Origin of the sequence: Brevundimonas sp., from assembly GCF_013912065.1 — a bacterium.
Taxonomy (GTDB): domain Bacteria; phylum Pseudomonadota; class Alphaproteobacteria; order Caulobacterales; family Caulobacteraceae; genus Brevundimonas.
Genome location: NZ_JACESA010000025.1, coordinates 20,785 through 32,995 on the forward strand (window position 1 = coordinate 20,785; position 12,211 = coordinate 32,995).

General features: G+C 70.3%; 14 protein-coding genes and 1 tRNA gene. 6 read left to right on the forward strand and 9 right to left on the reverse strand.

The features are described from left to right. Positions 1-56 precede the first annotated feature (56 nt). Both H2037_RS15515 and H2037_RS15520 read left to right on the forward strand, forming a co-directional pair. Entirely contained in the window at positions 57-497 is a 441-nt protein-coding gene (locus H2037_RS15515; protein WP_292123789.1) for a DUF350 domain-containing protein, read from the forward strand. A gap of 7 nt (positions 498-504) precedes the next feature. Then, positions 505-1,335 carry a serine protease gene (locus H2037_RS15520; RefSeq protein WP_292123791.1) on the forward strand — a complete coding sequence of 277 codons (831 nt, stop codon included), beginning with the start codon at positions 505-507 and terminating at the stop codon, positions 1,333-1,335. Positions 1,336-1,378: 43 nt separating this feature from the next. Here H2037_RS15520 and H2037_RS15525 read toward each other — a convergent pair whose 3' ends face one another. Next, a complete protein-coding gene (locus H2037_RS15525) occupies positions 1,379-4,246 on the reverse strand; it encodes a pitrilysin family protein (protein ID WP_292123793.1) in 2,868 nt (955 codons plus the stop codon). An 80-nt stretch (positions 4,247-4,326) separates the two neighbouring features. Then, positions 4,327-5,196, reverse strand: a complete 870-nt coding sequence (locus tag H2037_RS15530; RefSeq protein WP_292123794.1) for an isoaspartyl peptidase/L-asparaginase — start codon at positions 5,194-5,196, stop codon at positions 4,327-4,329. Between the two features lie 109 nt (positions 5,197-5,305). Between H2037_RS15530 and H2037_RS15535 the strand changes: the two genes are divergently transcribed. Next, positions 5,306-6,307 carry an NADPH:quinone oxidoreductase family protein gene (locus H2037_RS15535; RefSeq protein ID WP_292123796.1) on the forward strand — a complete coding sequence of 334 codons (1,002 nt, stop codon included), beginning with the start codon at positions 5,306-5,308 and terminating at the stop codon, positions 6,305-6,307. A gap of 152 nt (positions 6,308-6,459) precedes the next feature. Here H2037_RS15535 and H2037_RS15540 read toward each other — a convergent pair whose 3' ends face one another. Beyond that, positions 6,460-6,858: a YkvA family protein gene (locus H2037_RS15540; protein WP_292123798.1), complete on the reverse strand. Its 399-nt coding sequence runs from the start codon at positions 6,856-6,858 to the stop codon at positions 6,460-6,462. A gap of 55 nt (positions 6,859-6,913) precedes the next feature. Here H2037_RS15540 and H2037_RS15545 point away from each other — a divergent pair, with 55 nt between their 5' ends. From H2037_RS15545 to H2037_RS15555, 3 genes are all read left to right on the forward strand, one after another. Further along, positions 6,914-7,696 (forward strand): SDR family NAD(P)-dependent oxidoreductase, encoded by a 783-nt coding sequence (locus H2037_RS15545; RefSeq protein ID WP_292123800.1) that lies wholly within the window; start codon positions 6,914-6,916, stop codon positions 7,694-7,696. Positions 7,697-7,938: 242 nt separating this feature from the next. Then, positions 7,939-8,013, forward strand: a tRNA-Gly gene (locus H2037_RS15550). Positions 8,014-8,144: 131 nt separating this feature from the next. Beyond that, positions 8,145-8,903, forward strand: a complete 759-nt coding sequence (locus H2037_RS15555) for a M48 family metallopeptidase (RefSeq protein ID WP_292123802.1) — start codon at positions 8,145-8,147, stop codon at positions 8,901-8,903. Here H2037_RS15555 and H2037_RS15560 read toward each other — a convergent pair whose 3' ends face one another. The 6 genes from H2037_RS15560 to ccmA form a co-directional block, all read right to left on the reverse strand. Then, positions 8,904-9,176 (reverse strand): hypothetical protein, encoded by a 273-nt coding sequence (locus H2037_RS15560; protein WP_292123804.1) that lies wholly within the window; start codon positions 9,174-9,176, stop codon positions 8,904-8,906. 74 nt (positions 9,177-9,250) lie between these two features. After that, positions 9,251-9,802 carry a DsbE family thiol:disulfide interchange protein gene (locus H2037_RS15565; protein WP_292123806.1) on the reverse strand — a complete coding sequence of 184 codons (552 nt, stop codon included), beginning with the start codon at positions 9,800-9,802 and terminating at the stop codon, positions 9,251-9,253. Beyond that, positions 9,799-10,089 carry a heme exporter protein CcmD gene (gene ccmD, locus H2037_RS15570; protein WP_292123808.1) on the reverse strand — a complete coding sequence of 97 codons (291 nt, stop codon included), beginning with the start codon at positions 10,087-10,089 and terminating at the stop codon, positions 9,799-9,801. Before ccmD ends, H2037_RS15565 begins: the two co-directional genes overlap by 4 nt. Continuing rightward, positions 10,089-10,808, reverse strand: coding sequence for a heme ABC transporter permease (locus H2037_RS15575; RefSeq protein WP_292123810.1), 720 nt, complete (start codon positions 10,806-10,808; stop codon positions 10,089-10,091). Before H2037_RS15575 ends, ccmD begins: the two co-directional genes overlap by 1 nt. A gap of 48 nt (positions 10,809-10,856) precedes the next feature. Beyond that, entirely contained in the window at positions 10,857-11,567 is a 711-nt protein-coding gene (gene ccmB, locus H2037_RS15580) for a heme exporter protein CcmB (RefSeq protein ID WP_292123812.1), read from the reverse strand. Then, positions 11,564-12,187: a heme ABC exporter ATP-binding protein CcmA gene (ccmA, locus tag H2037_RS15585; RefSeq protein ID WP_292123814.1), complete on the reverse strand. Its 624-nt coding sequence runs from the start codon at positions 12,185-12,187 to the stop codon at positions 11,564-11,566. The genes ccmB and ccmA overlap by 4 nt, the downstream gene beginning before the upstream one ends. Positions 12,188-12,211: the final 24 nt, after the last annotated feature.

Here is a 12,211-nt window from a genome sequence, read left to right on the forward strand (position 1 = left end):
ACTGTGTCCGTGAGGCGCTTGCGGATTGGGGCGACAATCGGGCAAGGCGTCTGGTCATGGATCCGTCCCTGTCGAATGTCCTGTCGAGCGCCGAGGTGCAGGCTTTCGCCTCGGGCTTTCCGGTCATGGTCATGCACCTGATCGTCACCCTGCTGCTGCTCGCGGCGGGGGCGGCGGTCTATGCGCTGCTGACGCCGTGGAAGGAGATCGCCCTGATCCGCGAGGGCAATCCGGCCGCCGCCGTCGCCTTCGCCGGCATTCTGGTCGGCCTGGCCATTCCGCTGGCCGTCTCCCTGTCGGTTTCGACCTCGGTGCGGGACGTGGCCATCTGGGGCGTCGCGACCCTGGTGCTGCAACTGCTGGCCTTCCGCATCGTCGACCTGATGCTTCACGGCCTGCCGCAGAGGATCAAGGACGGCGAGGTCTCGGCCGCCGTGGTCCTGGTCGGGGCCAAGCTGGCGACGGCCCTGATCCTGTCCGCCTCGCTGACGGGCTGACGGCGGGATGCAGTTTCCCCGCCTGCCGGACTGGGCCATCTACAGCGCGGTCGCGGGCGTGCTGCTGGCGGTGTCGCTGGGCCGCCGCGAGAACGCCGACGCCCCGCCCGCGCCGCCGCCGCCCGACGAGATCGAAGGCGCCCTGCTGGGCCCCATCACCCCGTTCGATTCGGCCGTCACCCTCGATGCGCCCGATACGCCGTTCCAGCCGTCGTCCGGCACCGCCTTCTCCATCGCCGGTCGGGGCCGCTGGGTCACCGCCCGCCATGTGGTCGAGGGGTGTCGTCGGCCGGCCCTGGTGGTGGGCGGGGGCCGGGCCGTGGCGGCCGACGTGCGGCTGGCGCCCCGCGCCGACGTCGCGCTGCTGATCACAGATGGCGGCCCGACGGCCCTGCCGGTCGCCGCCGACACGCCCCTGCGCAAGGGGCAACGCGCCTTTCATCCCGGCTTCCCCCAGGGCCGCGCCGGCGAAGTGACTTCGCGCCTGCTGGGTCGCGAGACCCTGAAGGTGTTCGGGCGTGGCGCCCATGACGAGCCGGTCCTGGCCTGGGCCGAGGTCGGGCGCACCGATGGGCTGGAAGGCACGCTGTCCGGCCTGTCGGGCGCGCCGGTGATGGACGGACGCGGCCGGGTGGTCGGGGTCACCATCGCCGAGGCGCCGCGCCGGGGCCGGATCTACACCACGGCGCCGGAATCCTTCGCCCCCGCCATCCGGGGCGAGCAGCGGGCGGACGAGGTCGCCCTGGGCGAGCCGGTGACGATCGACAACTATGGCCGGGTCGCCGATGCGCTGCGGCGCGACCTGCGCGTGGCCCAGGTGGTCTGCCTGTCGGCGTGAAACCAATGTCTCCTCCCCGCGAAGCGGGGAGGAGCCACGGCGCCTACTTCAGCGAACCGGTGTTCAGGTTCAGGTCGCTGGCTTCGATGACCTCGAGGTTCGGGTGTTTGGCGCGCAGGTCGTCGAGGAACAGCGAGGCGTCGCCGACGACCACCAGGCTGGCGCGATTGATCGGCAGGTGTTCGGCGAAGGCGGCCTGGACCTGTTCGGGCGTGACGGCGCGGATGCGGCCGGCGTAGGCGGCGAGATCGCTCATCGGCAGGTCGTACAGGGCCAGGTTGGCGACCAGGGAGCCCAGGCCGTCGACCGTTTCGAGCGACCGGCCGAAACCGCCGATCAGGGTGGCGCGGCGCGGGGCCAGGTCGTCCTGGGTCGGGGTCTCGGCGCCCAGTTTGGCGACCTCGGCCAGGATCAGTTCGGCCACCTCGTCGGCGGTCTCGTTCTTGGTCTGGGTCGAGGCGGTGAAGACGCCGTCATCGGCCCGGGCGCCCAGCGAGGATCCGGCCCCATAGGACAGGCCGCGCTTGATGCGGATCTCCTGGTTCAGCCGCGACGAGAATCCGCCGCCCAGCAGGGTGTTGCCGACCGTCAGCGGGAAATAGTCCGCATCGGTGCGCGACACGCCGCGAATGGCGGCGATGACGGCGGCCTGACCCGCGCCCGGCTGATTGACCACGATGACGCGCGGGGGCTGGGGCTGGCCGGCGGGATCGGCGGTCGGCGCCGGGGCCTGACCCGCCGGACGCCAGTCGCCGAACGCCTGTTGCGCCAGGGCGCGGGCGGCGGCGGGGGTGATGTCGCCAGAGAAGACCAGGGTCGCGTCCGACGGGCGATAGCGGGCGGCGTGGAAGGCGGCGACGTCGGCGGGCGTGATGGTCGGCACCGACTGGACCGTGCCGGAACCGGGCGCGCCATAGGGGGCGTCGCCATAGACGACCCGGCCGACCGTCATGCTGGCGATCGAGCCCGGCTGGCTGAGGGCGACGCGGAGCCCGTCCAGGGCCTGGGCCTGCTGACGCTCCAGCTCTTCCGCCGCGAAGGTCGGGTTCTTCACCAGATCGGCCATCAGGGCGACCGTCTGGGGGAAGGCGTTGACGGGGGCGTTGGCGTAGACGTTCGAGAAGTCGACGCCCGCCCCGGCGCCGACGGCGGCGCCCAGCTGTTCGATTTCGGTGGCGATCTCGGGCGCCGACTTGGTCTTGGTCCCTTGCGTCAGCAGGGCGGCCGTCAACATGGCCACGCCCGCCTTGTCCGAAGGATCGTCGGACGAACCGGCGTCGAAGCTGAGACGGGCCGAGACCAGGGGCAGGCCGTCTGTGGGAGCCACCAGGACGCGCAGGCCGTTGGCCAGGCGGAAGTCGGCGACGGCGGGCGTGGACGGCGCCACCTCGGGCCCGGGCTGGGGCAGGGCGGCGCGCTCGGCCTCGGGCAGAAGGACGGCGGGGGTTCCGGCCGGGGCCAGATCGGCGACGGCGACGGGAGCGCCCACATTCATCTTCTGGACCGAGGGCGGGTTCTGCTCGTCGGCCGGCAGATAGCGGATCGTCGACTGGCGCTGGGGCGTCAGATATTTGCGGGCCACGCGCTGGACGTCGGCGACGGTGACGGCCTGGATCTGGGCGATCTCGCGGTCGGCCGCGGCGGCGTCGCCGGTGTTGATCAGGGCGAAACCGAGCGCGACGGCGCGGTCGTCGACCGTTTCGCGGCTGCGCAGGGTGTTGGCGACGATCTCGTTCTTGGCCTCGGCCAGTTCGGCGGCGGTTACGGGGGCGTCGCGCAGCTTGGCGATCTCGGCGTTCAGGGCCGCGATCCCTTCTTCGGCCGTATGACCCTGGGCCATAATGGCCAGGGCGGTCAGATTGCCGGCCTGCTGGGCGAAGTCGGGGTTTGAGCCGATCTGGGCGGCGATCTGCTGATCATAGACCAGCGAGCGATACAGCCGGCTGCTCTCGCCGGTCGACAACACGCCGTCCAGCACGGTCAGGGCGGCGCGGTCTGCGTCGGCGTATTTGACCGTCGGCCAGCCCAGGACCACGGCGGACAGGGGCACGTTCGGCGCGTGATAGGTGACGTCGCGCGGTCCGGTCGGCTCGGGTTCGACGACGTTGTTGGCCGGGAGCGGCGTGGTCGGGTTCTTCAGCGGGGTGAAATACTGGTCGATCCAGCGGTCCAGCTGGGCCTGGTCGAAATTGCCCGCCACGATCAGATAGGCGTTGTCGGGCCGATAATAGGTGGCGTGGAAGCGCAGCACGTCGTCCAGGGACGAGGCCTCAAGCTCCTCGATCGAGCCGATGCCGGGACGGCGATAGGGGCTCTCCTGATACAGGGTCTCGGGTACGAACAGGCCGAACAGACGGCCGTATGGGTTGGCCAGGATCCGCTGGCGGTATTCTTCCTTCACCACGTCGCGCTCGGCGACGAAGGTCGGCTCGTCCACGACCAGCGAGCCCATGCGCTCGGCCTCGGCGAACAGCATCCGCTCCAGATGGTTGGCGGGGACGGTCTCGAAATAGGCGGTGGTGTCGTCGGCGGTAAAGGCGTTGTTCGACCCGCCCACGTCCTCGGTCAGCCGGTCGAAGGTCTCCGGCGGCAGGTTCTTCGTCGCCTTGAACATCAGGTGTTCGAACAGGTGGGCGAAGCCCGACCGGCCGGCGGGATCGTCCTTGGACCCGACCTTGTACCAGACCTGGACCGTCACGTTCGAGGTGTCGGCGTCGCGCGCCGTATAGACCTCCAGCCCGTTCGGCAGCACCCGGCGGGCGAAGCCCAGCGGCGGGACGGCGACGCCACCCTGGGGCGCCTGAACTGCGGCGGCGGCCGCGGCGGCGGTGGCGGGCGCGGCGAAGGCGGGCGCGGTCAGTCCCAGCAACAGGGCCGAGGCGGCGACGGTGACGGACAGGCGAATTTTCATGCAGGTCTCCCAGCCCGGAACGCCGGGCGTCCGAACCGTACCAGCGATCTGCCGCCACGCACCTTACGGAGCTGTAATCTTCAGCGCCCGAACACCTCGACGCCGATTTCGCCCTGTGGCGTCAGCCAGGCGCGCTTCATGCCCTGGCTGTTGAAGGGGCAGGCGATGTTTCCGGCGGCGTCCAGGGCGATCAGGCCGCCGTCGCCGTTCAGCGATCCGATCTCGTCGATCACGGCCTGGGTCGCGGCGGCCAAAGTCTGGCCGGCCGACACGCGCCAGGCGACCTGGGCGGCGGCGGCGACGCGGATGAAATATTCGCCCTGGCCGGTGCAGGAGGTCGCGGCGTGGCCGTCGGCCCAGGTTCCGGCGGCGGGGATCGGGGTGTCGCCGACCCGGCCCGGCATCTTGCCGAAGACCCCGGCGGTCGAGGTGGCGGCGGCGAGGCGGCCCTGGCTGTCGAGGACGCAGGCGCCGACGGTGCCGTGGCTCAGCGTGCCCGGCGGATGATTGTCCTCGCCCTGACCGGCGCCGGTGAACCAGGCCGTCTCGTCGGCGATCGGCTCCAGTCCCTGGTCCTGGGCGAACAGGGCCGCGCCCTCGCCGACCAGCAGGACGTGCGGGGTCTTGTCCATCACCGCCCGGGCGGCAACCACCGGATTGCGGAAGCCCTGAAGCGCGGCGACGGCGCCGGCGCGACGGGTCGATCCGTCCATGAGGCTGGCGTCCAGCTCATAGGCGCCGGCCAGATTGGGCGAGGCGCCCTTGCCGGCGACATAGAGGCCGGAATCCTCGAGCATCGTCACCGCCGCCACGGCCACATCCAGGGCGCTGTCGCCCGCGTCCAGCCGGGCCTTCATGGCCTCGACGACCTGACGCATATGCACGACCTCGGCGTCATAGTTGCGCTCGCGCCGGGCGCCGGCGCCGCCGTGAAGGATGAGGGCGGTCATGGTCTGTCTTCCTGAGCCTGTTTCTGTCGCCTCTTTCAATCGGGCGTGGCGCTCTTTAGCGTCGCGATGAAGGCCGCGCCATGTCGGCTTACGGGAAAAGGAAACCTCTATGCGCGCTATGCTGTCCAAGGCTCCCGGCGGTCCCGAGACCCTCGTGCTGGAAGAGGTGCTGGATCCCACGCCGAAGGCGGGCGAGGTGGTGATCGAGGTCAAGGCGGTGGGGATCAACTATCCCGACACCTTGATCATTGAGGACCGTTATCAGTTCCGGCCCGAACGTCCCTTTTCGCCCGGCGCGGAAGTCGCCGGCGTGGTCGAGGCGGTGGGCGAGGGCGTCAAGGGCGTGTTCAAGGGCGATCGGGTCATCGCCGTGCCCGGCTGGGGCGGTCTGGTCGAACGGCTGGCGGTGAAGGCCGAGACCCTGATCCCCATTCCCGACGCCATGAGCTTCGAGGAGGCCGCGGCCCTGATCATGACCTATGGCACCAGCTATTATGCGCTGAAGGACCGGGCGGGGCTGAAGCCGGGCGAGACCCTGCTTGTGCTGGGCGCGGCCGGGGGCGTGGGCGCCGCCGCCGTCGAACTGGGCAAGGCCATGGGGGCGCGCGTGGTCGCCGCCGCCTCGACCAACGACAAGGTTCAGTTCGCTCTCGACCTGGGGGCCGACAACGGCCTGATCTATCCGACCGGTCCGATGGACAAGGCGGCGCAAAAGGAATTGTCGGGCGAGTTCAGGCTGGCCACCGGCCGCGACGGCGCCGACGTGGTCTATGACGCGGTGGGCGGCGACTACGCCGACCCGGCGCTGCGGGCCATGGACTGGAACGGGCGGTATCTGGTGGTGGGCTTCCCGGCGGGCATCCCGTCCCTGCCGCTGAACCTGACCCTGCTGAAATCGGTGTCGGTGGTCGGGGTCTTCTGGGGCGCGGCGGTGGCCCGCGATCCCAAGGGCCACGCCGCCAACATGGCCGAGCTGATGCAGATGTACGCCGACGGCAAGATCCGGCCCCGGGTGTCGAAGACCTTCCCGCTGGAGAAGGCGGGGGAGGCGATCAAGGCGCTGGGGGATCGTCAGGCCCTGGGCAAGATCGTGGTGACGGTGGGGGATTAGGTTTCCTTCTCCCCTTGCGGGAGAAGGTGGCCCGAAGGGCCGGATGAGGGGTCTGTGCGAAACGCCAAGGTCTGCGTGACCCCTCGCCCGACCGCGCCAGGACGACGGCTGCGCCGTCGTGCGCGGTCTCCCTCTCCCGCAGGGGGAGAGGGTTACTTCCCCTTCAGCCGCTCCACCGCGTCCTCGGCCTGTTCGCGGTGGCGGCGTTTGATATTGGCGCCCAGGGTGGCGATCAGGGCGGCGATGACGGCCGCGTCGTCGGTGTAGCCGATGCCGGCGAAAATATCGGGGATGGCGTCGATCGGCAGGACGAAATAGGCCAGACCCGCGAAGATCATCCCCTTGGCCGGAAGGGGCGTGGCGGGATCGCGCGCGGCGTACCAGGCCGCCAGGGCCTGATCGGCGAAGGGGATGCGGGCGGCCGTGCGCCGGATCTTGGGCCAAAAGCCCCTGGACACGCGCACCTCATTGACCTTGACGACCGACGGCACGAGGGCCTTCGACGGGTCCAGCGCGTCTTCGGGCGAGATGGGTTTGGCTTTGCCGGGCATGGCCGCTAAATCCTCAATCGAAACTCTGGTTCACAGAAACATAGGAACGAACGGGATGAAACTCGACAGCAGTATCGCCGCAGTGGTCACGGGCGGCGCCTCGGGCCTGGGCGAAGGCACGGCCCGCTCCATCGCCGCCACCGGCGCCAAGGTCGCCCTGTTCGACCTGAACGAAGAGCGCGGCGAAGAGGTCGCCAAGGAAATCGGCGGCGTCTTCTGCAAGGTGGACGTGACCGACGACGCCTCGGTCGCTGCGGCCTTCGAAAAAGCCCGCGCCGCCCACGGCCAGGAACGTCTGACCGTCAACTGCGCCGGCATCGCCACCGGCATGAAGACCGTCTCGCGCAAGAAGGACACCGGCGAGATCAAGGCCCACGACATGGCCCAGTTCGAGCGCACCGTCCGGGTCAATCTGTTCGGCACCTTCCGCGTCCTGTCGCAGTCGGCGGCCGGCATGGTGACGCTGGAGCCGATGGCGGACGGCGAGCGCGGCCTGATCGTCAATACGGCGTCCGTGGCGGCCCAGGACGGCCAGATCGGCCAGGCGGCCTATTCGGCGTCCAAGGGCGGCGTCTATGCGATGACCCTGCCCGTCGCCCGCGACCTGGCCCAAGAGGGCGTCCGCTGCAACACCATCCTGCCCGGCATCATGTGGACGCCGATGATGGCCGGCATGGACCAGAAGATCCAGGACGCCCTGGCCGCCGCCATCCCCTTCCCCAGCCGTCTGGGCACGCCCGCCGACTATGCGTCCCTGGTGCTGGAGCTGGCCCGCAACGTCTATATCAACGGCGAATGCATCCGCCTGGACGGGGCGATCCGGCTGGCGCCGCGCTGACGCGCGGAAGGGCGCCACGCGCGCGACGCGGTCCCGCCTTCGCGGGAATGACGAGACTCGCTGCTTGAGCGCGAAGGCGCTTATGCGGCGAGCGGCGGGGGGTTCCTGAACGGGGTCGTCAGAGGTTTGCCTGGCTCAAGCAAGGCGAAGCGCGTTAGGCTGAAAAAACCTCTTGCAGGACCGATCAACCCTCCGCTATACGCCCCCTCCTCGACGGGGAGCGCACCTAGCTCCTGCGGAGTGCGGGCGTAGCTCAGTGGTAGAGCACAACCTTGCCAAGGTTGGGGTCGAGAGTTCGAATCTCTTCGCCCGCTCCAAGTCGGGAATACGAAACGGCCCGCCGGCGACGGCGGGTCGTTTGTCGTTTCGGGCCGTCTCGGAACTCGACCCGGACGACGGGATTTGCTTGGCTGTTCGTCCATTTAAACCCTGTCCGAAGAGGCCGCCTGTGACCCCTGTTCGCCGCACCGCCCTTATCCTGTCCGCCGCAGCGGCGGCGTCCGTGAGCCTGTCCGCCTGCGCCTATAACGAGGCGCTGGGCCGCAATCAGCTGCTGCTGGTGGACAACGCCTCTCTGTCGCAGCAGTCGAACGCCGCCTGGCGGGAGGCGATCAGCAAGCCGGGCGTCTCGACGTCCGGGGCCCAGGTCGATCGAATCCGCCGCGTCGGCGGCCGATTGGTTCAGGCGGCGGGCTTGGGCGGCCGGACCTGGGACTATGCCGTCTTCAGCGAGAAGAGCCCTAACGCCTTCGTCCTGCCCTCGGGCCAGATCGGCGTGACCGACAGCCTGCTGGCCCTGGTGCAGAACGACGACCAGCTGGCCAGCGTCATCGGCCACGAGATCGGCCATGTGGTCGCCAATCACGCGGCCGAACGGGCCTCCAGCCAGTCGCTGACCGCCGTGGGTCTGGCGGCCGTGGGCGGCGCCGCGGGACGTTATGGGGATGCGGTCAACGCCTATGGCGGTCTGGCGGCCCAGTACGGCCTGCTGCTGCCCTATTCACGCAGGGACGAGCTGGAGGCGGACAGGCTGGGCGTGGACTATATGGCGCGGGCGGGCTTCAAGCCTTCCGAGGCCGTCGCCCTGTGGCGGCTGATGGCGGCGCAGCGCGAGACCAGCGTGCCCCAGTTCGCTTCGACCCATCCCTCGGACGCCACGCGCATCGATCTGCTGCAGCAATATATCGCGAGCCGCGGCTGGAACTGATCAGACCTTGATGTCGAGATAGGAGCCGGGGCGCATGATCCGGGGCTCTTCGCGTTCCGGCGCGGCGGGCGCCGGTTCGACGGGCCGGGCCGGGTTGGCGGTGCGCACCGTGGACATGACGGCGGCGGCCGGTGCGGGAGGGGCGGCGGGCTGGGGCGCCTGTGTCTGATTCAACGCCGCGCGGAAGAAGGCGGCCTGGGCGTTGCGCGTCGTCGGCGCATCGACGCCTTGCGACGGGAGGGGCTGCGGCAGACCGGGGCGAATCGCGCTCATGCCCAATCGTTAACGCATCCCGCGCCGACAATCGTTAACAAGGCTTCTAGAAAAAGGGTTAATGCGGCGAAACCTCAAGGCGCCGTGCGCGAAGGCGCCTGGATCGAGGCGACCAGCCGCTCGATATCGGCCTGGTTCACCAACGGCCCCGACTGTTTGGCGGTGATCCGGCCCATGGCGTCGACGGCGAAGGTCTCGGGTACGCCGGATATGCCCAGGTCCAGCCCGGCCCGGCCCTCGCGGTCCACCAGGACCATGGAATAGGGATCGCCCATCTCGTCCAGGAAGGCGCGCGTAGCGACGGGCTCGTCCTTGTAGGCCACGCCGACGACGGCGATCCCGCGCGCCTTCAGCGTCAGCAGCTGCGGGTGTTCGATCCGGCAGGGGGCGCACCAGGAGGCGAAGACATTGACCAGCATGGGCCGACCGACGCCGGCGGTCTTCAGGTCCAGCTGGGCGGGTCCGGCCGTGTCGCCCTCCAGCATGGGCAGGACGGTCTCGGGGATGGGCTGGCCGACCATGGCGTCGGGCTTGAAGGCCGGATCGCGCTTCAGCGACCAGCCGACGAACAGGGCCGCGAGGGCGGCCAGAACGACCAGGGGCAGGAGCGCCAGCCAGCGGTTCATTCTTCGGGTCCTACCGCGCGTTGCGCTGCTTGAGGACTTTCTTGTGGTCCTACCGCGCTTCGCGCTGCTTGAGGACTTTGTTGTTGTCCTACCGTGCTTCGCGCTGCTTGAGGACGAGGGGTGTCTGTTTCTTCTGGCGAGGCGTCTGTTTCCAGCCGGTCCAGTTCGCGCTTCCATTTGCGGGAGGCGATCAGGGCGCGGACGGTCAGGGCGGCGAGGACCAGGGCGCTGACGCCCCAGGCGGGCCAGACGAAGGCGGCGTAGGGGCTCATGTCCAGATCGGGCATCAGGCCTCCAGAGCTCGACGGGCGCGCAGGGTGACGACGCGGCGGCGGCGGATCTCGGTGCGGATCGCGGTCAGCCACAGGGCCGCGAACAGCACCCCATAGGCCGCCAGCATGGTCAGAAACGGCGGCAGATAGACGGGGTCCAGGCCCGATGAGCCGGGCGTCAGGAAGCTGGCGGGCTGGTGCAGGGTGTTCCACCAGTCGACCGAGAATTTGACGATCGGCAGGTTGATCAGCCCGACCAGGCCGAGCACGGCGGCGGCGCGCGCGCCCTTCTGCTCGTCGTCGATCGAGGCCCTGAGCGCCATATAGCCGAGGTAGAAGAGGAACAGGACCAGCACGCTGGTCAGCCGCGCGTCCCAAACCCACCAGGTCCCCCACATGGGCTGGCCCCACAGCGAGCCGGTGAACAGGGCCAGGGCGGTGAAGGCGGCGCCGGGCAGGGCGGCGGCGCGGGCGGCGGCGTCGGCCAGGGCGTGACGGAAGACCAGGGCGAAGAAACTTGAAACGCCGAGCGCGGCGTAGGCCCCGAGGCCCAGGCTGGCGGCGGGCACATGGACGAACATGATCCGCACCGTGTCGCCCTGCTGATAGTCGGCGGGCACGGTGAAGCTGAGCCAGGTTCCCACGGCCAGCAGCACGGCGGCGACGGTCCACAGCACCGGCGTCAGCGGGCCGGTGAAGCGCATGAAACGCTGCGGGTTGGACAGGCCGAACATCGGTTCAGCGCTTACGCGGCGTCGCGGCGACGGGCAAGCACATGCGCGTCACCCCTGGGCGTTCCGCACCGCCGCCGCTCCGGCGAAGGCGGCGATGACGCCCGCGAACAGGACATAGGCGCCGAGGAAGGCCAGGGCGGGGGCGGGCGACTGGCCCGAGGCGGCCCGCTCCAGCGCCCCCGCGCCGAAGACGACCGGCGGGATGAACAGGGGCAGGACCACGACGGCGATCAACAGGCCGCCGCGCTTCGCGCCCAGCGCCAGGGCGGCGCCCAGGGTTCCGGTGCAGGCGAAGCCGGCGCCCCCGATCAGGGCCGACAGGGCGGTCAGGGGCGCCAGTGACAGGGGCAGGCCCAGGGCCAGGGCGGCGACGGGGGCGGTCAGGGCCAGGGGCAGGCCGACGGCGATCCACTGGGCCAGGGCCTTGATCAGCACGACCGATTCCAGGGGCAGATGGCCGAGCGCTAGCAGGTCCAGCGCCCCGTCGTCCAGGTCGCGCTCGAACAGCCGCTCCAGCGACAGCAGCGAGGCCAGGGCCAGGGCCAGCCAGGCGACGCCGCCCGCGACCGGCGAAAGCGTGCGCGGATCGCCGCCCACAGCCAGGGGCAGGACGGCGGTCAGACAGGCGAAGAAGCCGCAGGCCAGCAACGGTCCTCCGCCCCCGCTCCAGGCCAGGTCCAGCTCCCGCTCCAGCAGCACGCGGGTCGCGCCGCGCAGGCCGGGCGGGCGGGGTTCGGGGTCGATCGGCGGGCGGCTCATGTCAGGCCTCCCAGGTCGAGGGTGCGGGCCGGGATGGGCAGGGGGTCGTGGACGGCCGCCAGGATCAGGCCGTCGGCGGCCAGATGACGGCGCATCTGGACCGCGAAGGCCTCGCGCCAGCGGGCGTCCAGCGGGGCCATGGGCTCGTCCAGCAGCCACAGGGCGCGCGGCGATCCGACCAGTCGGCCCATGGCCAGGCGGCGGCGCTGGCCGGCGGACAGGCGGCGGACCTCCAGATCCAGCAGTGGCGTCAGGCCGAAGGCCTCGACCGCGTGATCCAATCCGTATTGGGTGTGGCCCAGCCAGTCGCACTGGAAGCCCAGTTCCTCGCGCGCCGTCCGCCCGGTCTTCAACCCGTCCTGGTGGGCGAGGAAATGGGTTTCGCGGCCGCGCGCCAGCCGCTCGTCCAGTGGATTGCCGTCGCCGTCGTGGAAGGCGACCGTGCCGGCGTCGGGGCGCAGCAGACCGGCGATGGTTCGCAGCAGACTGGTCTTGCCGGCGCCGTTTGCGCCCGTCAGCATCACGGCCTCCCCGGCGTGGAGGCGCATGTCGAGGCCGTGGAACAGCCGGCGCTCGCCCCGCGAGACAGTCAGGTCGGAGATCGAGAGGGCGTGGATCATGACGGCGGCATTCTCCCTCCCCGG

Excerpts from the sequence above, each read along its gene's own strand:
- H2037_RS15525 (WP_292123793.1), bottom strand. The coding sequence starts at position 4,246 with ATGAAAATTCGCCTGTCCGTCACCGTCGCCGCCTCGGCCCTGTTGCTG.
- H2037_RS15530 (WP_292123794.1), bottom strand. The coding sequence starts at position 5,196 with ATGACCGCCCTCATCCTTCACGGCGGCGCCGGCGCCCGGCGCGAGCGC.
- H2037_RS15575 (WP_292123810.1), bottom strand. The coding sequence starts at position 10,808 with ATGTTCGGCCTGTCCAACCCGCAGCGTTTCATGCGCTTCACCGGCCCG.
- H2037_RS15520 (WP_292123791.1), top strand. The coding sequence starts at position 505 with ATGCAGTTTCCCCGCCTGCCGGACTGGGCCATCTACAGCGCGGTCGCG.
- H2037_RS15515 (WP_292123789.1), top strand. The coding sequence starts at position 57 with ATGGATCCGTCCCTGTCGAATGTCCTGTCGAGCGCCGAGGTGCAGGCT.
- H2037_RS15560 (WP_292123804.1), bottom strand. The coding sequence starts at position 9,176 with ATGAGCGCGATTCGCCCCGGTCTGCCGCAGCCCCTCCCGTCGCAAGGC.
- H2037_RS15535 (WP_292123796.1), top strand. The coding sequence starts at position 5,306 with ATGCGCGCTATGCTGTCCAAGGCTCCCGGCGGTCCCGAGACCCTCGTG.
- ccmB (WP_292123812.1), bottom strand. The coding sequence starts at position 11,567 with ATGAGCCGCCCGCCGATCGACCCCGAACCCCGCCCGCCCGGCCTGCGC.
- ccmD (WP_292123808.1), bottom strand. The coding sequence starts at position 10,089 with ATGCCCGATCTGGACATGAGCCCCTACGCCGCCTTCGTCTGGCCCGCC.
- H2037_RS15565 (WP_292123806.1), bottom strand. The coding sequence starts at position 9,802 with ATGAACCGCTGGCTGGCGCTCCTGCCCCTGGTCGTTCTGGCCGCCCTC.
- H2037_RS15540 (WP_292123798.1), bottom strand. The coding sequence starts at position 6,858 with ATGCCCGGCAAAGCCAAACCCATCTCGCCCGAAGACGCGCTGGACCCG.
- ccmA (WP_292123814.1), bottom strand. The coding sequence starts at position 12,187 with ATGATCCACGCCCTCTCGATCTCCGACCTGACTGTCTCGCGGGGCGAG.
- H2037_RS15545 (WP_292123800.1), top strand. The coding sequence starts at position 6,914 with ATGAAACTCGACAGCAGTATCGCCGCAGTGGTCACGGGCGGCGCCTCG.